This window comes from Hamadaea sp. (assembly GCF_013362815.1).
Lineage (GTDB): Bacteria > Actinomycetota > Actinomycetes > Mycobacteriales > Micromonosporaceae > Hamadaea.
The window spans coordinates 32,324-53,833 of record NZ_JABFVK010000023.1 but is presented as its reverse complement, the minus strand read 5'-3'; the positions used below and the strand labels follow the sequence as shown (position 1 = coordinate 53,833).

The 21,510-nt window shown below is 69.8% G+C and carries 25 protein-coding genes; 4 read left to right on the top strand and 21 right to left on the bottom strand.

Going from position 1 to position 21,510, the window contains the following annotated elements; translation table 11 throughout:
* Positions 1 to 138 precede the first annotated feature (138 nt).
* From HOV77_RS13400 to HOV77_RS13365, 8 genes are all read right to left on the bottom strand, one after another.
* A complete protein-coding gene (locus tag HOV77_RS13400) occupies positions 139 to 1,176 on the bottom strand; it encodes a DivIVA domain-containing protein (protein ID WP_290861945.1) in 1,038 nt (345 codons plus the stop codon).
* Positions 1,173 to 2,237 (bottom strand): 23S rRNA (adenine(2503)-C(2))-methyltransferase RlmN, encoded by a 1,065-nt coding sequence (rlmN, locus tag HOV77_RS13395; protein WP_290862046.1) that lies wholly within the window; start codon positions 2,235 to 2,237, stop codon positions 1,173 to 1,175. The genes HOV77_RS13400 and rlmN overlap by 4 nt, the downstream gene beginning before the upstream one ends.
* Positions 2,238 to 2,400: 163 nt before the next feature.
* Positions 2,401 to 3,465, bottom strand: coding sequence for a phosphatidate cytidylyltransferase (locus HOV77_RS13390; RefSeq protein WP_290861943.1), 1,065 nt, complete (start codon positions 3,463 to 3,465; stop codon positions 2,401 to 2,403).
* Positions 3,462 to 4,019 (bottom strand): ribosome recycling factor, encoded by a 558-nt coding sequence (gene frr, locus HOV77_RS13385; protein WP_290861941.1) that lies wholly within the window; start codon positions 4,017 to 4,019, stop codon positions 3,462 to 3,464. Before frr ends, HOV77_RS13390 begins: the two co-directional genes overlap by 4 nt.
* A gap of 85 nt (positions 4,020 to 4,104) precedes the next feature.
* Positions 4,105 to 4,818 carry a UMP kinase gene (gene pyrH, locus HOV77_RS13380; RefSeq protein ID WP_290862044.1) on the bottom strand — a complete coding sequence of 238 codons (714 nt, stop codon included), beginning with the start codon at positions 4,816 to 4,818 and terminating at the stop codon, positions 4,105 to 4,107.
* A gap of 134 nt (positions 4,819 to 4,952) precedes the next feature.
* A complete protein-coding gene (tsf, locus tag HOV77_RS13375; protein ID WP_290861939.1) occupies positions 4,953 to 5,777 on the bottom strand; it encodes a translation elongation factor Ts in 825 nt (274 codons plus the stop codon).
* Positions 5,778 to 5,814: 37 nt separating this feature from the next.
* Positions 5,815 to 6,693: a 30S ribosomal protein S2 gene (rpsB, locus tag HOV77_RS13370; RefSeq protein WP_290861937.1), complete on the bottom strand. Its 879-nt coding sequence runs from the start codon at positions 6,691 to 6,693 to the stop codon at positions 5,815 to 5,817.
* 258 nt (positions 6,694 to 6,951) lie between these two features.
* On the bottom strand, positions 6,952 to 7,623 hold the full coding sequence (locus tag HOV77_RS13365; RefSeq protein ID WP_290861935.1) for a hypothetical protein: 672 nt from the start codon (positions 7,621 to 7,623) through the stop codon (positions 6,952 to 6,954).
* A gap of 176 nt (positions 7,624 to 7,799) precedes the next feature.
* Between HOV77_RS13365 and HOV77_RS13360 the strand changes: the two genes are divergently transcribed.
* The 3 genes from HOV77_RS13360 to HOV77_RS13350 are packed head-to-tail and all read left to right on the top strand — an operon-like array spanning position 7,800 to position 10,837.
* The gene (locus tag HOV77_RS13360) at positions 7,800 to 8,159 is read left to right on the top strand and encodes a YraN family protein (protein ID WP_290861933.1); all 360 of its coding nucleotides are present in this window, start codon (positions 7,800 to 7,802) and stop codon (positions 8,157 to 8,159) included.
* Complete coding sequence (locus HOV77_RS13355) at positions 8,160 to 9,665, top strand: YifB family Mg chelatase-like AAA ATPase (protein WP_290861931.1); 1,506 nt, start codon at positions 8,160 to 8,162, stop codon at positions 9,663 to 9,665.
* The gene (locus tag HOV77_RS13350) at positions 9,662 to 10,837 is read left to right on the top strand and encodes a DNA-processing protein DprA (RefSeq protein ID WP_290861928.1); all 1,176 of its coding nucleotides are present in this window, start codon (positions 9,662 to 9,664) and stop codon (positions 10,835 to 10,837) included. Before HOV77_RS13355 ends, HOV77_RS13350 begins: the two co-directional genes overlap by 4 nt.
* A gap of 167 nt (positions 10,838 to 11,004) precedes the next feature.
* Here the strand turns inward: HOV77_RS13350 and HOV77_RS13345 are convergent, their stop codons facing one another.
* On the bottom strand, positions 11,005 to 11,316 hold the full coding sequence (locus tag HOV77_RS13345; protein ID WP_253757005.1) for a DUF2469 domain-containing protein: 312 nt from the start codon (positions 11,314 to 11,316) through the stop codon (positions 11,005 to 11,007).
* The gene (locus tag HOV77_RS13340; RefSeq protein ID WP_290861925.1) at positions 11,313 to 12,071 is read right to left on the bottom strand and encodes a ribonuclease HII; all 759 of its coding nucleotides are present in this window, start codon (positions 12,069 to 12,071) and stop codon (positions 11,313 to 11,315) included. The genes HOV77_RS13345 and HOV77_RS13340 overlap by 4 nt, the downstream gene beginning before the upstream one ends.
* Positions 12,072 to 12,251: 180 nt before the next feature.
* Here HOV77_RS13340 and HOV77_RS13335 point away from each other — a divergent pair, with 180 nt between their 5' ends.
* On the top strand, positions 12,252 to 12,824 hold the full coding sequence (locus HOV77_RS13335) for a M23 family metallopeptidase (RefSeq protein ID WP_290861923.1): 573 nt from the start codon (positions 12,252 to 12,254) through the stop codon (positions 12,822 to 12,824).
* Here HOV77_RS13335 and HOV77_RS13330 read toward each other — a convergent pair.
* From HOV77_RS13330 to proS, 11 genes are all read right to left on the bottom strand, one after another.
* Entirely contained in the window at positions 12,706 to 13,863 is a 1,158-nt protein-coding gene (locus HOV77_RS13330; RefSeq protein ID WP_290861921.1) for an aminotransferase class V-fold PLP-dependent enzyme, read from the bottom strand. The two genes, HOV77_RS13335 and HOV77_RS13330, sit on opposite strands and share 119 nt — an antisense overlap.
* 9 nt (positions 13,864 to 13,872) lie before the next feature.
* Positions 13,873 to 14,532, bottom strand: a complete 660-nt coding sequence (lepB, locus tag HOV77_RS13325) for a signal peptidase I (protein ID WP_290861919.1) — start codon at positions 14,530 to 14,532, stop codon at positions 13,873 to 13,875.
* The gene (gene lepB / locus HOV77_RS13320) at positions 14,529 to 15,728 is read right to left on the bottom strand and encodes a signal peptidase I (protein WP_290861917.1); all 1,200 of its coding nucleotides are present in this window, start codon (positions 15,726 to 15,728) and stop codon (positions 14,529 to 14,531) included. The genes lepB (HOV77_RS13325) and lepB (HOV77_RS13320) overlap by 4 nt, the downstream gene beginning before the upstream one ends.
* A gap of 168 nt (positions 15,729 to 15,896) precedes the next feature.
* Entirely contained in the window at positions 15,897 to 16,253 is a 357-nt protein-coding gene (gene rplS / locus HOV77_RS13315) for a 50S ribosomal protein L19 (RefSeq protein WP_290861915.1), read from the bottom strand.
* Positions 16,254 to 16,454: 201 nt separating this feature from the next.
* Positions 16,455 to 17,210: a tRNA (guanosine(37)-N1)-methyltransferase TrmD gene (trmD, locus tag HOV77_RS13310; RefSeq protein ID WP_290861913.1), complete on the bottom strand. Its 756-nt coding sequence runs from the start codon at positions 17,208 to 17,210 to the stop codon at positions 16,455 to 16,457.
* A gap of 8 nt (positions 17,211 to 17,218) precedes the next feature.
* Complete coding sequence (gene rimM, locus HOV77_RS13305; protein WP_290862042.1) at positions 17,219 to 17,734, bottom strand: ribosome maturation factor RimM; 516 nt, start codon at positions 17,732 to 17,734, stop codon at positions 17,219 to 17,221.
* Positions 17,735 to 17,745: 11 nt separating this feature from the next.
* Positions 17,746 to 18,009, bottom strand: a complete 264-nt coding sequence (locus HOV77_RS13300; protein ID WP_290861911.1) for an RNA-binding protein — start codon at positions 18,007 to 18,009, stop codon at positions 17,746 to 17,748.
* Between the two features lie 2 nt (positions 18,010 to 18,011).
* Positions 18,012 to 18,461: a 30S ribosomal protein S16 gene (rpsP, locus tag HOV77_RS13295; protein WP_290861909.1), complete on the bottom strand. Its 450-nt coding sequence runs from the start codon at positions 18,459 to 18,461 to the stop codon at positions 18,012 to 18,014.
* Between the two features lie 211 nt (positions 18,462 to 18,672).
* On the bottom strand, positions 18,673 to 19,323 hold the full coding sequence (locus HOV77_RS13290; RefSeq protein WP_290861907.1) for a DUF402 domain-containing protein: 651 nt from the start codon (positions 19,321 to 19,323) through the stop codon (positions 18,673 to 18,675).
* 40 nt (positions 19,324 to 19,363) lie between these two features.
* Positions 19,364 to 20,011, bottom strand: coding sequence for a DUF402 domain-containing protein (locus tag HOV77_RS13285; protein WP_290861905.1), 648 nt, complete (start codon positions 20,009 to 20,011; stop codon positions 19,364 to 19,366).
* A 13-nt stretch (positions 20,012 to 20,024) separates the two neighbouring features.
* The gene (proS, locus tag HOV77_RS13280) at positions 20,025 to 21,434 is read right to left on the bottom strand and encodes a proline--tRNA ligase (RefSeq protein ID WP_290861903.1); all 1,410 of its coding nucleotides are present in this window, start codon (positions 21,432 to 21,434) and stop codon (positions 20,025 to 20,027) included.
* Between the last annotated feature and the right edge of the window lie 76 nt (positions 21,435 to 21,510).

The following is a 21,510-nucleotide window of genomic DNA, read 5'->3' as shown; positions in this document are numbered from 1 at the left end:
ACTTTCGCGCCGGATCAGGGTTCAGCGTCGAATCTTGGGCCATGATTCGGCCGAGAACCCTGATCTGGAGCCGAAAGCCCGCACAAACGAGGATCGCCGCGCCCCGAAAGGAGCGCGGCGATCGTGCGTATGCGCCGGCTAGTGCCGCCGGACGATGTCGCGTACTTCGCGCAAAGCGGCGTCGACCTCGGCCTCGTAATAGCCGCCCGGCACCAGGCTGAACTGGGCCGGATCGAGCTCGTTGTCGCCGATGGGCGCACCCGGCTGCCCGGCGAGCGCGCCGATGACGCCCTCGAAGAGCCGATCGACCTGGCTGGGGTCGTAGCCGCTGCCGAACCGGCGCAACTGGAACGTGCGCCGCATCTGGTCCACGCGCTGCACGTCGGCCGCACCCGGACCGGACATCCCGGCGGCCGGACCGTTCATCGCGGCGGGTCCGTTCATGCCGGCCGGTCCGTTCATGGCGGGCGCGGGCGGGCTGCTGAAGCCACCCTGCGGAGCGCCACCGTACGCAGGCGGCGGCGTAACCGGAGCTCCGTAGGTGTTGCCCGAAGGCGCCGGCCGCTCGAACTCCGGACCCGGCCCGTAGCTGTCCCGCGACGGCGGCGGCGGAGCCTGGAAGCCCTGAGGCGCCTGCGGCGGCCGGTCGAACCCGCTCGGCGGACCGGCCGGCGGACGCTCGAACGCACCCGGCGGCGGGGGCGGCGGCATCCGCATCTCGGTGGTCATGTCGGCCTTGCCGTGCTGCCCGGGGCCGGGACCGTAACCGGCGCCGACCGGGCCGTTGTCGTACCCGCCGAAGGCCGGTTCGGGCTCGAACCGCTGGGGCTGCGGAACCGGACGCGACGGCAGCGGCGGCTGGCCGCCGACCGGCGGAACCGGACCCGGTCGCTCGGACGCTCGCAGCGCCTCACCCCGGCCCGGGCCCTTGGAGCGCTCCTCCAGCTCGGCGAGCTGCCGTTCCACCCGGTCCAGATGCAGGTCGACCTGCCACTCGTCGTAGCCGCCGAAGCGTACGCGGAACACGACGTCGTGGACCTCCTGCGAGGTGACGTGCGCGCTCGGGACGCCGTTCAGCGTGGCCTCCACTCGGTCGAGGAAGGTGTCCACCTCGTCAACCTTGTAGCCACGGCGTACGGCCCGCCGCCTGAAACGCTGGCCACCCTGTCCGCTCATGCCGACTCCTCGCTAGCCGCCAACTGTCCACACGCTCCGTCGATCTCACGCCCCCGCGTATCACGCACAGTAGTCGGGACTCCGGCCGCGCGCAGCCGCCGGACGAACTCCCGTTCCACGGGCTTGGGGCTCGCGTCCCACTTGCTGCCCGGCGTGGGGTTGAGCGGGATCAGGTTGACATGGGCCAGCCGCCCCGCAAGCAGCTTGCCCAGCAGGTCCGCGCGCCACGGATGATCGTTGACGTCCCGGATCATGGCGTACTCGATGGAGACTCGACGCCCCGTTTTAGCTGCGTACGCCCATGCCGCATCGAGCACCTCGGCTACCTTCCAGCGCTGGTTGACGGGCACGAGTTCATCGCGAAGCTCATCATCGGGTGCGTGCAGCGACAGCGCAAGAGTGACGGAGAGGTCCTCGTCGGCCAACTTTCGCATGGCCGGGACGAGGCCGACCGTCGAGACGGTGATGTGCCGCTGGGACAGCCCGAGGCCCTCCGGAGCCGGGCTCGTGAGGCGGCGTACGGCGTCGATGACCCGCGGATAGTTGGCCAGCGGCTCGCCCATGCCCATGAACACGACGTGGCTGAGCCGGTTCGGGCTGCCCGGCACACCGCCCGAAGCGGCCACTCCGGCCAGGTAGACCACCTGGTCGACGATTTCGGCGGTGGACAGGTTCCGGGTCAGCCCGGCCTGGCCGGTCGCGCAGAACGGGCAGGCCATGCCGCAGCCCGCCTGGCTCGAGATGCATACCGTGACCCGGTCCGGATAGCCCATCAGGACGCTCTCGACCAGGGAACCGTCGTGCAGCTTCCACAACGCCTTGCGGGTCGCGCCGTCGTCGCACTGCAATTCGCGTACCGGGGTGAGCAGGGGCGGCAGCAGATCGCCCGCGAGCCGGTCGCGGGCGGTCAGCGGGATGTCGGTCATCCGGGCCGGATCCCGCTCGAGCCTCGCGAAGTAGTGCGTCGAGAGCTGGGTGGCGCGGAACTCCTTCTCCCCGAGCGCGGCGACGGCCGCCCGCCGGGCGGCGAGGTCGAGGTCGGCGAGATGGCGCGGCGGCAGCTTGGCGCGATGGCGCGCCGGGGCCGCCGGTTCGCTCACGCCTCGGCCCAGCACGATCGGGGTGCGGTCGACGGAGAGTAGCGGCAGTTCAGTCATGGTCGTTCCAGTGTCCCACGCCGGAACCAGCGGCTGTGGCCTCGGTGGCGTCCCTCACCGCAGACTCTCAGGGGACAGGAGCGATGACTGACAGCAACAGGTACGCCGCCGGCAGCGCGAACAAGATCGAGTCGAGGCGGTCCATCAGCCCACCGTGCCCGGGCAGCAGGTTGCTCATGTCCTTGATCCCGAGATCCCGCTTGAGCAGGGACTCCGCCAGGTCACCGAGCACGCAGGCGACCGCGACGACCGCGCCGAAGAGCGCGCCCCACCACGGCGCCGCGTCCAGGGTCAGCCAGACCAGGACGGCCGAGCCGGCGGCGGCCCAGACGATCGATCCGCCGAACCCCTCCCAGCTCTTCTTCGGGCTGATGGTCGGCGCCATCGGATGCCGCCCGAACAGAACGCCGCTCACGAAACCGCCGGTATCCGACAGGATCACCGCGGCCAGCGTGACCAGGATGCGCCATTGGCCGTCGTCGGCCGTGGTGAGCGGCACCGCGAAGCCGAGCAGGAACGGGACGTAGACCATGATCAGGGCGGATGCCCCGATGTCGCGCTGGTAGTTCTGCGGACCGTCGGCCAGCCGCCACACGAAGACCGCCAGCACCGTGATCAGCAGGCCCAGGCTCAGCGCCTCCAGACCGCGGAACCAGGTCAGGCTCAGCATGACCGCGCCGCCCACGATCAACGGGATCAGCGGCGGGTTCGCGCCGGTCGGGCGGATCGCCCGGACCAGCTCCCAGATGCCGATCGAGCTCGCGGCGACGAGAATCAGCAGGAACCACGGCTGCTTGGCGTAGAACAGCACGCCCAGCACCGTCCCGGCCAGGAGCACCCCGACCGCGATCGACACGGGCACGTTGCGGCCTGCGGAGCGGCGTCGGCGTCCGCGTCTGGGCTGGTTGGCCTCGGGCTCCGGCTTCGGTTCCGGCTCAGCCTCCACGGGGGTCGCTGCTTCGGCTTCACTTGTACGCACAACGCGGCGCTCGGGCGGAGGCGGTTGCGCGGCCGGGGCGTCGTCCGAGCGCTCGAAGAAGCCGCCCGAATCGTCGTCGTCGCCGAGGCCGCGCAGCCGGGCGTACGCGTTGGCGCCGGCACCCCAGCCGGGGTCCGTCCCGTCGTCGCTCATACCTCGAGCAGCTCTGCTTCCTTGTGCTTCAGCAGCTCGTCGACGACCGCCGTGTACTTGTGCGTGAGGTCGTCGAGCTCCTTCTCCGCCCGCCGGCCCTCGTCCTCGCCCGCCTCGCCGTCCTTGACGATCCGGTCGAGCTCTTCCTTGGCCTTGCGGCGGATGTTGCGGACGGCGACCTTCGCGTCTTCGCCCTTGCCCCGGGCGATCTTGATCATGTCGCGGCGGCGTTCCTCGGTCATCTGGGGGACGACGATCCGCAGGAGCGTGCCTTCGTTGGCCGGGTTGACCCCGAGGTCGGAATCGCGGATGGCCTTCTCCATCGCGCCGAGCTGCGACGAGTCGTACGGCTTGATGATGACCATGCGCGGCTCGGGCACCGAGACCGACGCCATCTGGGGCAGCGGCGTGGGCGTGCCGTAGTAGTCGATCGAGATCTTGGAGAACATCGAGGCGTTGGCACGTCCGGTGCGGATCGCCGCGAACTCCTCCTTGGCGTGCTCGACCGCCCGGTCCATCTTCTCCTCGGCCTCGAGGAGCGTGTCGTCGATCACGGGCTTCGTCGCCTCCTTAGGCTGCTGTGCTTCGCTGTCGCGCCGCGTGGCGCGGTGGCTCACGTCTAGTCGGTTCCATCATCCGCTACTCGGCGGTGATGAGCGTGCCGATCTTCTCGCCGCTGACCGCCTTCACGATGGTGTCGTCGCCTTCGGCGGCGAAGACCAGCATCGGCAGGCCGTTGTCCATGCAGAGGGAGAACGCCGCCTGGTCGGCGACGCGCAGGCCGCGGCGCAGCGCCTCGGCGAAGGTCAAGGTGTCCAGCTTGACGGCGTCGGGATCGGTCCGCGGGTCGGCGGTGTAGACGCCGTCGACGCCGTTCTTGCTCATCAGCACGATGTCGGCGTGGATCTCCAGGGCCCGCTGGGCGGAGACGGTGTCGGTGGAGAAGTACGGCATGCCCGCGCCGGCGCCGAAGATCACGACGCGGCCCTTCTCCAGGTGCCGGATGGCGCGCAGCGGGATGTACTGCTCGGCCACCTGGGCCATGCTGATCGCCGTCTGGACCCGGGTCTCGATGCCCTCCTTCTCCAGGAAGTCCTGGAGGGCCAGGCAGTTCATGACCGTGCCGAGCATGCCCATGTAGTCCGCGCGAGCCCGGTCCATACCGCGCTTCTGCAGCTCCGCGCCCCGGAAGAAGTTGCCGCCGCCGACCACCACGGCCACCTGTACGCCCTTGCGGACGACACTGGCGATCTGCCGGGCGACCCCGGCGACCACGTCGGGGTCGACGCCCACGGCGCCACCGCCGAAGACCTCGCCGGACAGCTTCAGCACTACCCGGCGCGCCCGGGTCATCACCTGCTCGGTCACTGCACCACCCCTTCGTTGCTGACCCCGCCCGCCCTGGCTGTCGCGCACGGCGGTCCGGGAAGACGATATGCCACGGGGAGGCCGTGGCTCACACCAACGACCTCCCCGCGCGTGCCCCGTCAGGCCTGGCCGACCTCGAACCGCGTGAACGCGGTGACGGTTACCCCGGCCTCGGTGAGCACCTGGGCCACCGTCTTCTTCGGGTCGGTCACCGAGGCCTGCTCGACCAGGACGAAGTCCTTGAAGAAGGAGTTCACCCGGCCCTCGATGATCTTCTGCAGGGCCGCCTCCGGCTTGCCCTCCTCGCGAGCGGTCTGCTCGGCGATCCGGCGCTCGGACTCGACGATCTCGGCCGGGACCTCGTCCCGCGAGACGTACTTCGGACGCATCGCGGCGATCTGCATGGCCACGCCCCGAGCGTCGTCCGCGCCCGCCTCGTCGTCCTTGCCGGCGTACTGGACGGCCACGCCGACCTGCGGCGGCAGGTCCGCGCTCTTGCGGTGCATGTAGACCGCGATGTTGCCGTCGAGCACGGCGAACCGGTTCACGACCAGCTTCTCGCCGATCGCGGCCGAGGACTCCTGCAGCAGGTCGGCGATGTTCTTGCCGTCCAGCTCGGTGGCGAGCAGAGCGTCGACGTCGGCCGGCTTGACCGCGTCCACGTGCTCGACCAGCTTCTGGGCCAGCACGATGAAGTCCGCGTTCTTGGCGACGAAGTCGGTCTCACAGTTCAGCTCGAGCAGGGCGGATCCGGCGTGCGCGACCAGGCCGTTGGCGGTGGTCCGCCCGGCCCGCTTGCCGACGTCCTTCGCGCCCTTGACGCGCAGGATCTCGACGGCCTTGTCGAAGTCGCCCTCCGACTCCTCCAGCGCCTTCTTGCAGTCCAACATGCCGGCGCCGGTGAGATCACGCAGGCGCTTGACATCCGCAGCGGTGAAAGACATCTGACTCTTCCTCAGTTCTCGGTCGGTCTTGCGACGGTCACTCGGCAGCGGGCTCGGCAGCAGCCGGAGCGGCCTCGGCGGCCGGAGCGGCCTCAGTGGCCGGAGCGGCGGCCTCGGCGGCCTTGGCCTTGTCACCCTCGAGCAGCTCGCGCTCCCACTCGGCCAGCGGCTCGTCGGCTGCCACGGCACCGGCGTCCGGCTTGGCCTCGGCGCCACGGGTCGACTTGCCCGAACGGGCGATCAGACCGTCGGCGACGGCGGCGGCCACGACCTTGGTCAGCAGCTCGGCCGAGCGGATCGCGTCGTCGTTGCCCGGGATCGGGTAGTCGACCTCGTCGGGGTCGCAGTTGGTGTCCAGCACCGCGATGACCGGGATGCCCAGCTTGCGGGCCTCGTCGACGGCGATGTGCTCCTTCTTGGTGTCGACGACCCAGATGGCCGCCGGGAGCTTCTGCATGTCGCGCAGACCGCCCAGGGTCTTGCTGAGCTTGTCCTTCTCGCGCTGGAGCTGAAGGGTCTCCTTCTTGGTGTAACCCTTCTCCGCGCCGAGCTGGTCGATCGCCTCGAGCTCCTTCATGCGCTGGAGCCGCTTGTAGACCGTCTGGAAGTTGGTGAGCATGCCGCCCAGCCAGCGGTGGTTCACGTAGGGCATGCCGACCCGGCTGGCCTGCTCGGCCACGGCCTCCTGCGCCTGCTTCTTGGTGCCGACGAAGAGCACCGAGCCGCCCTCGGCGACCGTGTTCTTGACGAAGTCGTACGCCTTCTCGATGTAGTCGAGCGTCTGGCGCAGGTCGATGATGTAGATGCCGTTGCGCTCGGTGAAGATGAAGCGCTTCATCTTCGGGTTCCAGCGACGCGTCTGGTGCCCGAAGTGAACGCCGCTCTCCAGCAGCTGGCGCATGGTGACGACGGCCATGTGGATGGCTCCTTGCCTAGTTCCCTGGTTGTCGCGCAGACCGGTCGGTCTGCGCCCTGGCGCCCACACCGCGACCCGGCGGGCCCACCATGCGGTGGGACCAGGGTGGCCGCGCGTGCCTGACCAGTGCCCTGGATGCAGGAGTTGGGCGCGCGAAGTTGACCGCACGGGGCGGTCACCGATTGACCAGTCTACGCCGCCGCCCTCGGGCCACCCCAGCCAGGGTGGCAAGCGCCTCGTCGGCGGCTCAGCCGAGCGTCACGCCGCGGCGCCGGCCGCGACCATCAGGATCAACGCGACCGGTAGGTACGCCAGCGGCGTCTTCAGGAACGCCCTCGGCCCGGCGTGGGCCGCCCCGGTGATCAGGGCGTAGAAGCCGAGCCCGAACAGCGGCAAGGCCATCATCATCAGGCCGCCCGCGACGATCCGGCTGACGTCGAGCTGGAACACACCCCGGACGAAGACCAGGAACATGATCAGCTCGAAGACGCCCAGCGACACCCCGATCAGGGCGGCGTGCAGGGGCTTCTTGCTTCGGTAGACACCGGAATCGGCGTCGCGTTCGGCCGAGCGGGAGCGAGGCTCTGGGCGTACCTCGGGCGCCATCTGCGTCGGCGGCGCGATCTGGGTCGGCGGCGGCTCCATCATCGGCGCGCGCTCCGGCGGCCGGGGGCCGAACGCGGGGCCGGGCCCGCCGGCCGGCGAACTCGGTCCGGGGCCGTAGCCGGGCTCGAACGGCGGCGGCGCGGGCGGCCCGAAGCGGTTCGGCTCGCCGTATCCCTGGTTCACTTCGACGGGGGCGTACCCACCGCGACCACGTTCGTCATATCCGCCGCCACCGCGCCGATCGCGCCAGTCGCCTTCGTACCCGCGATCTTCGCCGGGCCACCGCTCGTCCGCGTACCCACGGTCACCGTCGTATCCGCCCACGGCGGTAGACCGTAGGCGCTTTCTCGCCGGAATGCCAATCCACGTTGACTGGGCGGTGACATCGCCTCGGCCGTACGGCTGATGTCTGGGGCAGTTTTCCCCATCGTGTCGCAATCCACAGCAGCGCCACTTCCGCAGTGGCGCGGGGACCCGTCGGTCGGGGACGCTCCCGGCCCATGACGAGAACACGGCGCGCCCTGGGGGCGTGGGGCGAGCAGGTCGCCGAGCAATACCTGCGGGACCTCGGAATGGCAGTGGTCGACCGAAACTGGCGCTGCCCGGACGGCGAACTCGACCTCGTCGCCCTCGACGGCGACGCGATCGTCTTCTGCGAGGTCAAGACCCGGCGAAGCCTCCTGTTCGGCTCCGGCGTCGAGGCTGTGCTCGGCCGCAAGGCCCTGCGCGTACGCCGATTGGCGGCGATCTGGCTCGCCGAGCACGAGGCCGAGGGCCGGGAACTGCGCTTCGACGTGATCGCCGTACGCCCCGGCGAAGGCCACCGGCCGCGGATCGACCACGTGATGGGTGCGTTCTAGGTGAGCTACGCAAAGGTGCATGCGGCCGGGATCAGCGGAGTCACCGGAGTCCTCGTCGAGGTCGAGGCGGACGTGGCGATGGGTATGCCGCAGCTGGTCGTGTCGGGGTTGCCGGACGCGGCATTGCACGAGGCCCGAGACCGCGTACGCGCGGCGGTCGTCAACGCCGGGGAGGAGTGGCCGCAGCGCCGGATGACGGTCAACCTCCGGCCGGCCACCGTACGCAAGCAGGGGTCGAGCTTCGACCTCGGCATCGCGGTCGCGATCCTCGGCGGGGCCGGGCGGCTGCCGCTGGCCGCCCTAGACGGCGTGGCGCTCATCGGCGAGCTAGGCCTCGACGGCATGATCCGCCCGGTACGCGGAGTGCTGCCGATGGTGATGGCGGCCGCCCGGGCCGGGCTGACCCGGGCGATCGTGCCCGAGGCGAACGCCGCCGAAGCCGCCCTGGTCCCCGGCGTACGCGTGAAGGCAGCCGCCTCGCTCAACGCCGTCATGAACTACGTCCGCGACGGCGTGGAGCTGCCCGCCGCCCTCCCCGCCGGTACGCCGGACGCCCGTCCCCGCCTCGACCTGGCCGACGTCGTGGGACAAGAGCACGCGAAGGTCGCGTTGGAGGTGGCCGCCGCCGGTGGCCACCACTTGAGCCTGCTGGGACCGCCGGGAGCGGGCAAGACGATGCTCGCCGCCCGGCTGCCCGGTCTGCTGCCGCCGCTGGACGACACGGCCGCGCTGGAGGTCACTTCGCTGTACTCGATCGCCGGGCGTCTCGCCCCAGGCGCCGGGCTCATCCGGCAGCCGCCCTTCCAGGCTCCGCACCACACGACGAGCACTGCCGCGCTGCTGGGCGGCGGTACCGGACTGGCCCGGCCGGGCGCGATCTCCCTCGCCCACCGCGGCGTTCTGTTCCTGGACGAACTGCCCGAGTTCAGCCGGAGCGCGCTGGAGGCGCTACGTCAGCCGCTGGAGGAGGGCTCGGTCCGCATCGGCCGATCGAAAGACCTGGTCAGCTACCCGTCGCGGGTCCAGCTGGTCACCGCGGCCAACCCCTGCCCCTGCGCGAAACCGGGCGGCGACTCGTACTGCGAGTGCTCCCCGACCGTCCGGCGGCGGTATCTCGGGCGGTTGTCCGGGCCGCTCATGGACCGGATCGACCTGCGCGTCGAGCTGTTCCCGGTCACCTCGGCCGGGCTGTTCGCCGTCGACGAGCCGCTGGAGACCACCGAGACCGTCGGCAAGCGCGTGGTCGAGGCCCGGAACGCGGCGGCCGAGCGCTGGCGGGCGTACGGGTGGCGGCTGAACGCCGAGGCTTCCCGGTCCGCCCTCCGGCTCGCCCCGGCCGCCACCGCCGACCTGCGCCACCGCATCGACACCGGGCTGCTGTCGGCCCGGGGCTACATCCGAGTGCTGCGAGTCGCCTGGACCCTGGCCGACCTCGCCGGTCGCGACCGGCCGGTCCGCGAGGACGTGGCGACCGCGCTGACCCTGCGATTGGGAGACATTCGATGAACGAGCACCGCGTACGCCTGGCCCGAGTCGCCCTCGGTTGCCTGGTGGAGCCGGGCCGGAGGGACCTGTTCGAACTGGTCTCGACCGAGGGCCCGGAAGGAGCGCTCACCCGGCTCTGCGCCGGTGACGCCGCCGCTGCCGAAGTCGTCCGCAGCCGCCTCGCCGGTGGCGACCCCAGGGAACTCGCCCGGCGGCAGCTGGCCGCGGCTGACCGGGCGGGAGTCCGGGTGCTCACACCGGAAGACCTGGAATGGCCGGGTACGCGCCTGGCCGACCTGGCGCGGATCTCCCGCCCGACGCTGTCCGGCGGAACGGCAGTCGACCGGGACACCTTCCCGCCCCAATGCCTCTGGGTACGCGGAACGCTGCCCCTGGCCGCGACGGTGGCCCGGTCGGTGGCCGTCGTGGGAGCGCGCGCGAGCACCCCGTACGGCGATCACGTGGCCGCCGAGTTGAGCTACAACCTCGTCCGCAAGGGGTACGCCGTGGTCTCCGGAGGCGCGTTCGGCATCGACGCCGCCGCCCATCGAGGCGCCCTCGCGGCGGGTGGCCCGACGATCGCCGTCCTCGCCTGTGGGGTCGATCGCGCGTACCCGATGGGGCATGCCGGACTGCTCGAGCAGATCTCGGAAGCCGGACTCGTGCTGAGCGAGTGGCCACTCGGCAGTGAGCCGTTACGGTTCCGGTTCTTGATCCGCAACCGGGTGATCGCGGCGCTCACCCAGGGCACCGTGATGGTCGAGGCGGCCGCTCGCAGCGGCAGTCGGCAGACCCTGCACCGGGCGCTTCAACTCGGCCGGGCGGCCATGGCGGTGCCCGGCCAGGTGACCTCGGCGACCTCGGTCGGCTGCCACGAGGAGCTGCGCAAACCTGAGGTGCTCGCGGTGGCGAACGTCGCACACGTGCTGGAGGAGATCGGCCGGATCGGGGCCGACCTGGCCCCGCCGGTGCTCGGGCCGGAACGCCCGGAAGATCAGCTGGACGAGGTGGAGAGCCGCTTGATGGACGCCGTCCCGACGCATCGCCCGATGCTGTCCGGCGAGATCGCCCGGATCGCCGGCATCCCCGTACGCGTCGCGCTGGCGAAGCTGCCGGCCCTGGTCACGAAGGGTCTCCTAGAAGAGCGCGGAGGTGCTTATCGCCTGCCCGCAAACCGCGCGGACAGGCGATAAGCACCTCGAACAGTGCTGTGACTCCAAAGAACAGTCGCCTGCCCGCAAACCGCACGGACAGGCGATAAGCACCTCGAACAGTGCTGTAATTCCAAAGAACAGTCGCCTGCCCGCAAACCGCGCGGACAGGCGATAAGCACCGTCGAATGAGTGCTGTGAGGAGCCGATCAGATGTCGCTGGGCAGCGACAGATCCGGCTTCTCCAGTTCCTCGACGTTGACATCCTTGAAGGTCATCACGCGAACGTTCTTCACGAACCGGGCCGGGCGGTACATATCCCAGACCCAGGCGTCGTGCATCTCGACCTCGAAGAAGACCTCGCCGTCGGAGTTCCGCACGTGCAGGTCGACCTGGTTGGCGAGATAGAACCGCCGTTCCGTCTCCACGACGTACGAGAACTGGCGGACGATGTCGCGGTACTCCTTGTAGAGCTGAAGCTCCATCTCGGTCTCGTACTTCTCGAGATCCTCAGCGCTCATCGCACGCCCTCCATGCTGACATCTTCCCCCACCCGGCGCCGGCGGCGAGCCGGGTCACCGGACGCCACGCCGACCGTACCCCGGCCGTGGTCTTCGCGCCCATCGAGCGCTCGTTCCGACTCGGCCACGTTCTGATAGGAGAACCGGTGCTCGGGGCACGGCCCGTGCTCGCGCAGCGCTGCCGAGTGCTCCGGGGTGGTATATCCCTTATGCAGCTCAAAGCCATATTCAGGATACTTTTCCGCCATTTGCACCATGATCCGGTCCCGGGTGACCTTGGCCAAAATGCTGGCCGCTGCGACGCACGCCGCCACCTGGTCGCCCTTCCAGACCGCCAGCCCCGGTACGCCCGCGCCGTCCACCGGGAACCCGTCGGTCAGCACGTACTCCGGGCGCACCGCCAACGCGGCCAGCGACCGCCGCAGCGCCGACAGGTTGCAGAACTGCAGCCCGAGCCGGTCCACCTCGGCCGCCTCGATCACGACGACGTGGTAGGCGAGCGCCCGCTTGACGACCTGGTCGTAGATCCGGTCCCGGGCCAGTGGCGTGAGCAGCTTCGAATCGGTCAGCCCCGAAATCTCGCCGGCCTTTCCGTCGGGCAGCACCGCGGCCGCAGCGACCAGCGGCCCCGCGCACGCGCCCCGGCCCGCCTCGTCCGCCCCCGCGACATACGCGAATCCCCGCCGGCGCAGCGAGCGCTCCAGCGCGTAGATCCCGCCCTCGCGGCGGGTGACCGTCTTCGGCGGCATCAACATGCGGCCAGCGCCCTCCCCCTGATCCGGATCATCCATCCACCGTTCTCCAGACTCGACGTTACGTCACCGGGGTGACACCCGGGAGGCGGGACCCGCCCGGTTGTCCACATCCGCCCGTCGTCCACAGAATCGACGAACGCCACTTCGGCGTACGCCGGTCGGCGGGCCGACGATGCCGGGATGCGACTGCTTCCGGCGATTCTGCTGATCTTGTCGAGTGTTCTGCCGCCGGTGCCGTCGGCGCAGTTCGGCTGGCCCTTGCCCGGTACGCCGACGGTGACCCGCCGGTTCGATCCCCCGCCGGAACCGTGGCTCCCCGGGCACCGCGGAGTCGACCTGGCCGGCTCGGCGGGGGAGGTCGTCCGCACCGCCGGAGCGGGCCGCGTGACCTTCGCCGGGATGGTCGCCGGGCGAGGCGTCGTCAGCGTGGCTCACGCCGACGGCGTACGCACGACCTACGAACCGGTGACGCCGACGACGACCGCCGGAGCCGTCCTGAACCGGGGTGACTCGATCGGCCGGCTCGACGCCGGGCATCCAGGGTGCCCGATCACCTGGTGCCTGCATTGGGGAGCCCGCCGGGGCGAGACCTACCTGGATCCGTTGTCGCTGCTCGGGTTGGGCCGCATCCGGCTCAAGCCGCTGCACCTCGGAGCAGCCCCGGCAGTCCGGCCGCCAGCCGCTGCGCGTCCGCGTCGGTCACGTAGACGTGCCCTGAGACGCGGAGCAGCCCACCGTCTTCCCAGGGATTGACGTTGACCTCGACGCCCAGCTCGTCGCCTAGGCGTGCCCGCAGCTCCGGCCAGAAGGCAGCGGCCGACCCGGGCGGTCCGGTCAACGGGATGACCCGCATGCTCACGCCGTCGCCCGGGTACGGCCGGTCGGCGCCGACCGCGTCAGCGACTACGGCTTGGGTGTACTCCGCCATGCGCACGGCGTACGCCCGGACGCGGTCCGGGCCGAGCGAGGCGAGCAGGTCGAGTCCGGCCGGGGCGGCCAGCCAGGCGGTCACATCCCGGGTGCCCTGATGCTCGATCGCCCAGGGGAAGCCCTCCGGATCACCGTGCGACACAACGAGCGGCTCGATGCGGTCCACCCACTCCGGCCCGACGGTCAGCAGCGCGGTTCCCCGGGGCGCGAAAGCCCACTTGTGGAAGTTGCCCGTCCAGAAGTCCGCCCCGATGGCCTCGACATCCGTGTCCAGCATTCCCGGCACGTGCGCGGCGTCGACCAGCAGCGGTACGCGCTCCGCCCGCAGGGCAGCGGCGATGCGTTCGATCGGGAACAACTTCGCGGTCGCGGCGGCGATGTGGTCCACAATGGCTAGTTGCGTGACGCCCGGGCGGACTTCGGCCATCAGCCGCGCCAGCACCTCGTCGTCGTCGGCCGCCAACGGGATGTGCGCGATCCGCACCCGCACTCCGGTCCGCCGGGAGAACCGGTCCAGCGCCGTCAGCACCGCGTCGTACGCGTGATCGGTGGTCAGGATCTCGTGCTCTGGGCGTACAAGTGGAGCAAGAGTGTGGAGCACGGTCGCCGTGGCCGTCGTCGCGTTGACGACCAGCGCGGACCTCGTGGGGTCGGCGCCGACGTAGCCCGCCAGCCGGGCGCGGACCTCGGCCAACCGGCCAGGCAGCCGCCGCGCGAACCGCATGGGATTGCGATCGACCTCATCAAGAAGGTCCCGGTGCGTCTGCCGCACCGGGACCGCAACCGCGCCGAACGAACCGTGGTTGAGGTAACCAACCGACGGGTCGAAGGAGAAGAGCTCGCGGCCGCCCTCGAAGTTCATCGGCCCAATCTAGCCAGTGGGCGCGGGAACGCTGTCATAGCTGTCCGGGACGCTGAGCCAGCGCATTCGATCGAACGGCCAGAAAAGCACGAAGGCTCGCCCCACGACCGAGTCGATCGGGATCGTCGCCTGGTTGATGTCGCTGTTGTTGTGGGCGCGCCAGTTCTGCAGCGAGTCGCCGGAGGAGTACCGGTTGTCGCCCATCACCCAGAGCCGACCAGCGGGGACGATGATGTCGAAGTCCTGCGGCGCCGCGTTCTGCCCGGTGTGATCGGTGTTGGGCAGGATGTAGGGCTCGTCGAGCGGGTGCCCGTTGATCTGGATGCGGCCCTGCGGGTCGCAGCAGGTGATGTGATCGCCCGGTACGCCGATCACCCGCTTGATGAAGTCCTTCTCGTTCGGGTCCGACCGCCAGGACTCGGGCGACACGAAGACGATGACCTCGCCTCGGTGCGGATCCCGGAAGTCGTAGACCAGCTTGTTGACGAGCACCCGGTCGTCGATGTTGAGCGTGTGCTCCATCGACTGCGACGGAATGAAGAACGTCTGGACCACGAACGCCCGCACCAGGAACGCGACCACGAGGGCCACGACAAGAAGAATGGGCAGTTCGCGCCAGAACGATCCGCTGCTACCGCTGCTCTTGCTCTTGGTCTGCTCGTCAATCACGCAGGGAGCCTACGCGACCGCGCTGTGTTCCTGCGGGTGAGCCACACCGGCACTACGGTCCAGACTGCGGCGGGATCGACCGGCAGCACCGGCATCCCGCCGAGTGCCTGGGTCTGACCAGCGGGAACATCCTTGAACGAGTCCGGGGAGGAGATCGAATCCCAGCGACTGATCGGCCACACGACACTGCCTGCGCGCCCGATCACGTTCTCGATCGGGACGAGGCCCCGGCAGCGCGAGTCCTGGGACACGAAACGGTTGTCCCCCATGACGAAGAGCATGCCGGGCTCGACCACGACCTCGTCGAACTGTCGTGGCCCGCACTGCCCCGGCGTCTTGGGGCTGTCCTTGTTGGCGTTCTTGGTGACGTAGGGCTCGTCGATCGGCGTACCGTTGACGAAGATCCGGCCCTTGACGTCGCAACAGGAGACCCGGTCCCCCGGTACGCCGATCACCCGCTTGATGAAGTCCTTCTCCCCCGGCTTGCCCAGGCCGACGAGGTCGCTGAGCCCGCTGCCGACCTTGGAGAAGAAGCTGGCGTTGGGGTCCTCGGAGAACTCGGGAGCCCAGTTCGGCGGGCCCTTGAAGACGACGACGTCGCCGCGTTCCGGGTCGCCGAAGTGGTAGACGACCTTGTTCACCAGTACGCGGTCCCCGCGCACCAGGGTGTCCTCCATCGAACTGGAGGGGATGTAGTACGCCCGGAACAGGAAGGTCTGCACCAGGAAGGCGACGCCGAGGGCGATCACGAGGAGCAGCGGGATCTCCTGCCACAGCTTGAGCCGCCGCCGCTGACGGCGCTGCGGGCCGGCCGGAGCGGGGCGGTTGACCGGCTCCAGCGATCGCGACGCCGGCACGGCGGGTACGCCGGTGCCCCAGCGCTCCTCGTAGCCGGACCGATCCGGCGGCTCCTGATACCGCGGCTCCTGATACTGCGGCTCCTGATAGCGAGGTTCCGCGTAGCGGGGCTCGCTCTCCCAGCGGGGATCATGCGGGTCCACCCACGACCGCCGGGGTTCGTCCTGGTCCGCCCATGACCGCTGGGCATCGCTCTGGTCCGCCCACGACCGCTGCGGAGGATACGGCTCGGCGGGCTCACCCGTCGATCGGCGATCCCGCGAGGCGTCCCCGTCGGGTTCGCGCGAATCCTCCCACCGAGGCTGCTCCGGCCATCGGTCGTATGTGCGGTCGGTCACCGGAGGCACTCTAGAGGGTGCCGGACTGTTTGGGGAGGGCCGATTATGTCCGAACGGTTAAGTTCCGGGACATCGGTGCTGTCCGGAGCCTTGACGGCCCGATAACGCGACAAGACCCCGTCCATCTGGACGAGGTCTTGTCGTACGTTCGACCGATAAGAAACCGCGTCAGGCCGCCTTGGCCTCGCGCAGCTCCTTGATCTTGGCCTTCTTGCCCCGCAGATCGCGGAGGTAGTACAGCTTGGCCCGGCGGACGTCACCACGGGTCACAACCTCGAGCCGGTCGACGGCCGGGCTGTGAATCGGGTAGGTGCGCTCGACGCCGACGCCGTAGCTCTCCTTGCGGACCGTGAAGGTCTCGCGCAGGCCCGAACCCTGGCGGCGGATCACGACGCCCTGGAAGATCTGCACCCGGGACCGGTTGCCCTCGACGACTCGGGCATAGACCTTGACGGTGTCACCGGCGCGGAAGGGCGGCGTGTCAGTACGGATGGACGCTTCGTCCAGCTTGTCCAGCGTGTTCATCGCTGTTCCTCAGTGTCGCGCGCGCCGCTCCCGGCGCGCGTGCGGACATTTCTGACCTCGCTCGCCGCCGTCACCGGCTGCTCCGACCCGCGAGTGCGGGTGCGTGGTCCTCGTTCTGCGGGCGTGCGAGAGCCCCGCGAGAACGGCAACCTCTCTACTTTGCCACATCTGGTACGCGGGGCGGAAACCGGCCCGGTCAGATCACACCGCCGAGGCTGGTCCCGGCTCTCGAGAGGCGAGCGCCGCCCGGTCCTTCTTGTCGAGCGATTCGGGATCGAGCGCCTCGATCAAGTCGGGGCGGCGGTCGGCCGTACGCAGAAGGGCCTGGTCACGCCGCCAACGGGCGATCTTGCCGTGGTCACCCGAGCGCAGGATCTCGGGCACCTCCAGCCCCCGCCAGACGGCCGGCTTGGTGTACATCGGCGCTTCGAGCAGCCCGTTCGCGTGCGACTCCTCGTCGAGCGAGGCGGCATTGCCGAGTACGCCGGGCAGCAGCCGGGTGATCGCCTCCAGCATCACCAGCACGGCGACCTCACCGCCGAAGAGCACGTAGTCGCCGAGCGAAACCTCGGTCACCGGCATCCGACCGGCCGCGTGATCGAGTACGCGTTGATCGATGCCCTCGTACCGCCCGCACGCGAAGAGCAGGTGCTCCTCGGCGGCCAGTTCGTGCGCCAGTTCCTGGGTGAACAGCCGTCCGGTCGGCGCGGGGACGACCAATCGCGTACGCCCGTCGGCCAGGGCGTCCAGCGCCTCGCCCCACGGTTCGGGACGCATGACCATGCCGGCGCCGCCGCCGTACGGAGAGTCGTCGACCGTCCGGTGCACATCGTGCGTCCACGTACGCAGATCATGTACCGCCAGCTCCAGCCGCCCCTCCGTGCGGGCCTTGCCGAGCAGGGAGAGGTCGAGCGGGGCGAAGTACTCGGGGAAGATGGAGACGACGTCGACGCGCATCACGCCGCCTAGAGATCCAGCAGTCCGCCGGGCGGGTCGATCACGACTCGGCCCCCCGCGACGTCGACCGTCGGGACGATGGCCCGCACGAACGGGACCAACGCGGTCGTCCGGTCCTCTTTGCGTACGACCAGCATGTCCGAAGCCGGCGCGTGATCGATGCGATCGACCACCCCGACCTTGTCCCCCGCGACCGTGACCACGTCGAGCCCGACCAGCTGGTGGTCGTGGAACTCGTCCGGGTCCGCCGGAGCGGCTATGCCGGCGGAATCGACCCACAGGTAGAGGCCGCGCAGCTCTTCGGCCACGTGGCGGTCCGGAACCTCCGCGAAGAAGATCAGCGGACGGCCCTGGTGCCAACGGATCGATTCGATGGTGAGCCTGGTGTCCCGCTTCTGCTCGGTGGGGCCGGCGTCGAACGCCGACCCCACCGCGAAGCGGTCTTCAGGCTCGTCCGTGCGGACCTCCACGACGAGTTCGCCGCGGATACCGTGCGGACGGAGGATCTTGCCTACGACCAGCAGCATGACGACGGTCAGTACGCGTCGACGATGTCGACGCGCATCCCCTTGCCGCCCACCGACCCGATCACCTGGCGCAGCGCCCGGGCGGTACGCCCGCCGCGGCCGATCACCGTGCCCAGATCGTCGGGGTGCACCCGCACCTCGAGCCGCGCGCCGCGGCGCGCGTCGACGAACCGCACCCGGACCTCATCCGGGTGTTCCACGATGCCCTTGACCAGGTGTTCGAGCGCCGGACGCAGGGTGCTGTCGGTCCGGCCCGACGAGCCGCCGCGCAAGGTCAGGCCCCCTCGGCCGGAGCCTCAGCCGGCTCGGCGGGCGTCTCAGCCTTGGCTTCGGCCTTCTTCTCGGCCTTCTTCGGCTCCGCCTTCTTGGTCTCCGTGACGCCGACGGCGGCCTGCGCCTCGGCCTCGTAGATCGCCTTGCGGTCGGCCTTGGCGGCAGCGACCTTCAGCGGCTCGGCCGGAGCGGGCAGACCCTTGAACTTCTGCCAGTCACCGGTCTTGCTGAGGATGGCGATGACCGGCTCGCTCGGCTGCGCGCCGACCGACAGCCAGTACTGCACCCGGTCGGACTTGACCTCGATCAGCGAGGGCTCCTCCTTGGGGTGGTACACGCCGATGAACTCGATCGCCTTGCCGTCGCGCTTGGTACGCGAGTCGGCGACGACGATGCGGTACTGCGGGTTGCGGATCTTGCCCATCCGCAGAAGCCGGATCTTGACGGCCACGTTTGTTCGCTCCTGTTGCGATAGGTTTCGAGCGCTCGCCATCCCACGTGGGGTTGTGAGCGGTGCGAGCGTTCATGGACACGACGGGCGTCGGAAGTTAGAGGGCTGCCGTGCGCGCATCGAATACCAATCGTCAATTGTGCCAGACGTCCGGGAACCCGCGGACCCACCCCGCCGGGCGTACGGGACGCAGATCACATCCACTCGCCTATCAGCAGCGGCGGGGGGCGTCCCAGCCGGGCGGCGGCTCGGTCGACGCGATCGGACTCCAGTCCGGATCTGGCCGGAAATCGGTCCAGGTCCCGTCGAAGGGAAACTTCCCCGCCTCCACGAGTTCGATCACTGCCCGGCCGGCTTCGCGTACGCGCTGCTCGTCGTCGACCCAGTAATAGTCGGGCTGGCTCAGCCGCTCGACGAACTCCTCCTCGTCCTTCCAGCGCCAAGTCCGACCCGGTTCGATCCACACGTCCAGGTCCCAGTCGACGGTGTCCAGCCCGGCGAGGTCGGCCGACCGCCAGGCGACCGCGGGCAGCTCAAGGTTGGCGTACCAGGCGTAGAACTCGCCGCCGGGGCGGAAGAAGAATCGGATGGAGTAGTCGGCACCGGCCGGATGCCAGCACAGCACGGAGTGCACCGCTTCGAAGTCGATCAGCCGCTTCGGACTGCGTACCCACTCCGGCAGCGGGACCTCCCGGAGCATACGGCCGTCAGTCAGGGAGGTGACGAAATGCCGATTTCCCGTATGGCCCCACAGCAACGCGCCACGGTCGTCGTGGCGTACGGCCCGAAGCGGGTACAGGCCCGCGATCGTGTCGCGCTGGAAGTGTCGCAAGTAGACGATCTCGCCCCGCTCGAAGACCATGGGCCCCAAGGTAATCGAGTCGCTTCCGGCGCGCGGCCCCTCACCGGGCTCGTGGTCGGTCCCAGCCTGCGGGCACGTGCTGCGATCCGGTCCATTCCGCTTCGCCCGTGAGGGTACGCAGAGAGCCGTCGAACGGGAACTCGGCGGCTTCGATGCGCTTGATCACGCGCTCGCCCACTTGGCGTACGGCGTCGCCGTCGGCCACCCAGTAATCGGAGGAGTACGCCAGCCGCTCGGCGAACTCCTCCTCGTCCTTCCACGACCAGGAGCGATCCGGTTCGACCCAGATGTCGAGGTCCTGGTCGACGATGTCGACTCCGGCCACCGAGCCGTCGTCCCACCGGACGCCGTGCTCTTCCAGGTTGACGTACCAGCCCCTGAACGCGCCGTCTTCGGTGCGAAAGAGCCACACGGAGTAGTCCTCACCGGGCGGCAGCACCTTGAGGATGGCCGGACCGCGCCAGGTCATCTCCCAGAGCTTGGTCTCGGTGACGAGCCACTCCGCGAACGGCATCGCCCGCAGACCCCGGCCGTCGACCGCCTTCCGGTCGAGCATCGGCGCACCCCGGGGCACCCAGAGCAGCAGGCCGCGATCGTCGTCGGCGAGCACGACCGCGGTCTTCAGCAGACCCAGCCGGGGACCCTGGAAATGGCGGTGCAGGACCACCCGGCCGGGTTCGAACCGCATCTCGCGTTGGCGCTCAGTAGGAACGGCCGAGGATCGCGGTCAGGTTCGGCTCGTCCTGCGCGGCCGGAGCCGAGCCGTCCTCGCGGAACAGGCAGCGCACGGTGATCGCGCTTTCGTTCGCCTTCGCCTCGCCGTCGACGCCGACCGCCGACCACGGCACCCGGGCCCAGCCGGTCTGCGAGGCCTCGATCGCCTCGTCCAGCGTCTTGACCTCGACCGTGTTCGCCTCGCGCCGGGCCAGAGCCTCCTCGTAGAGAGCCTTCTGGTCGGCGACCAGCGCCGCGGTCACCTCGGCGACCACTCCGCCCAGCGGCAACGGGGTCTTCGAGCCGTCGATCCGGCGGGCCAACGTCACGTTGCCGGCGGCCAGGTCGCGCGGGCCGACCTCGATCCGCAGCGGCACGCCCTTCAGCTCCGCGTCCACGGCGCGGCGGCCGAACGGCGTGTCCACCCGATCATCAAGCTTCACGCGTACGCCCGCAGCGGCGAGCTCGCCGACGAGGCCCTCGGCAGCGGCCGTCACCGAACCGTCGCTCTCCTTCACCACCATGACCAGCGCCTGCGTCGGGGCCAGCAGCGGCGGCAGGCGCAGACCGTTGTCGTCACCGTGACACATGATCAGGCCGCCCAGCATCCGGGTCGACGAGCCCCACGAGGTCGTCCAGGCGTACTCACGGGAGCCGGAGGCGCTCGAGTACTGGATGTCGAAGGCGCGGGCGAAGTTCTGGCCGAGCTCGTGGGAGGTGCCCATCTGCAGCGCCTTGCCGTCGCCCATCATGCCTTCGAGCGTGTAGGTGCTCGTGGCGCCGGCGAACCGCTCGCGGTCGGTCTTCCGGCCGGGCACGACAGGGATGGCGAGGAGCTCACGCATGTGCTTCTCGTAGACCTCGTGGTGGATGCGCAGGGTGTAATCCTTGGCGTCCTGCTCGGTCGCGTGCGCGGTGTGCCCCTCCTGCCACAGGAATTCACTGGTACGCAGGAAGATCCGCGGGCGCATCTCCCACCGGACGACATTCGCCCACTGGTTGAGCAGCAGCGGCAGATCCCGGTAGGAGTCGACCCACTTCGCCATGAACTCGCCGATGACAGTCTCACTCGTAGGCCGGACCACGACCGGCTCGGCGAGCTGCTTACCACCGCCGTGGGTGACGACGGCCAGCTCCGGGGAGAACCCCTCGACGTGCTGCGCCTCCCGGTGCAGGTAGCTCTCGGGGATGAACAGCGGGAAGTACGCGTTCTCCGCCCCGGTCGATTTGATCCGGCCGTCCATGTCGGCCTGCATGCGCTCCCAGATCGCGTACGCCGTCGGCCGGATCACCATCGTGCCCCGGACCGGGCCGTTGTCAGCCAGCTCGGCCTTCGCGATCACGTCTTGGTACCAGCGGGGGAAGTCTTCCGCCCGGGGAGTCAGCACACGCGCCATGGGCACTCATCCTACTGGCCGCCTTCGGCTCGCCTTCGCTGGCCACCGCCCGCCCCACGCCGACACCGTGAGCACC

Coding starts and splice junctions, on each gene's coding strand:
- HOV77_RS13400 (WP_290861945.1), bottom strand. CDS start 1,176: ATGAGCGGACAGGGTGGCCAGCGTTTCAGGCGGCGGGCCGTACGCCGT.
- HOV77_RS13390 (WP_290861943.1), bottom strand. CDS start 3,465: ATGAGCGACGACGGGACGGACCCCGGCTGGGGTGCCGGCGCCAACGCG.
- pyrH (WP_290862044.1), bottom strand. CDS start 4,818: ATGACCCGGGCGCGCCGGGTAGTGCTGAAGCTGTCCGGCGAGGTCTTC.
- tsf (WP_290861939.1), bottom strand. CDS start 5,777: ATGTCTTTCACCGCTGCGGATGTCAAGCGCCTGCGTGATCTCACCGGC.
- rpsB (WP_290861937.1), bottom strand. CDS start 6,693: ATGGCCGTCGTCACCATGCGCCAGCTGCTGGAGAGCGGCGTTCACTTC.
- HOV77_RS13360 (WP_290861933.1), top strand. CDS start 7,800: ATGACGAGAACACGGCGCGCCCTGGGGGCGTGGGGCGAGCAGGTCGCC.
- HOV77_RS13350 (WP_290861928.1), top strand. CDS start 9,662: ATGAACGAGCACCGCGTACGCCTGGCCCGAGTCGCCCTCGGTTGCCTG.
- HOV77_RS13345 (WP_253757005.1), bottom strand. CDS start 11,316: ATGAGCGCTGAGGATCTCGAGAAGTACGAGACCGAGATGGAGCTTCAG.
- HOV77_RS13340 (WP_290861925.1), bottom strand. CDS start 12,071: ATGTTGATGCCGCCGAAGACGGTCACCCGCCGCGAGGGCGGGATCTAC.
- HOV77_RS13335 (WP_290861923.1), top strand. CDS start 12,252: ATGCGACTGCTTCCGGCGATTCTGCTGATCTTGTCGAGTGTTCTGCCG.
- HOV77_RS13330 (WP_290861921.1), bottom strand. CDS start 13,863: ATGAACTTCGAGGGCGGCCGCGAGCTCTTCTCCTTCGACCCGTCGGTT.
- rplS (WP_290861915.1), bottom strand. CDS start 16,253: ATGAACACGCTGGACAAGCTGGACGAAGCGTCCATCCGTACTGACACG.
- trmD (WP_290861913.1), bottom strand. CDS start 17,210: ATGCGCGTCGACGTCGTCTCCATCTTCCCCGAGTACTTCGCCCCGCTC.
- HOV77_RS13290 (WP_290861907.1), bottom strand. CDS start 19,323: ATGGTCTTCGAGCGGGGCGAGATCGTCTACTTGCGACACTTCCAGCGC.
- HOV77_RS13285 (WP_290861905.1), bottom strand. CDS start 20,011: ATGCGGTTCGAACCCGGCCGGGTGGTCCTGCACCGCCATTTCCAGGGT.
- proS (WP_290861903.1), bottom strand. CDS start 21,434: ATGGCGCGTGTGCTGACTCCCCGGGCGGAAGACTTCCCCCGCTGGTAC.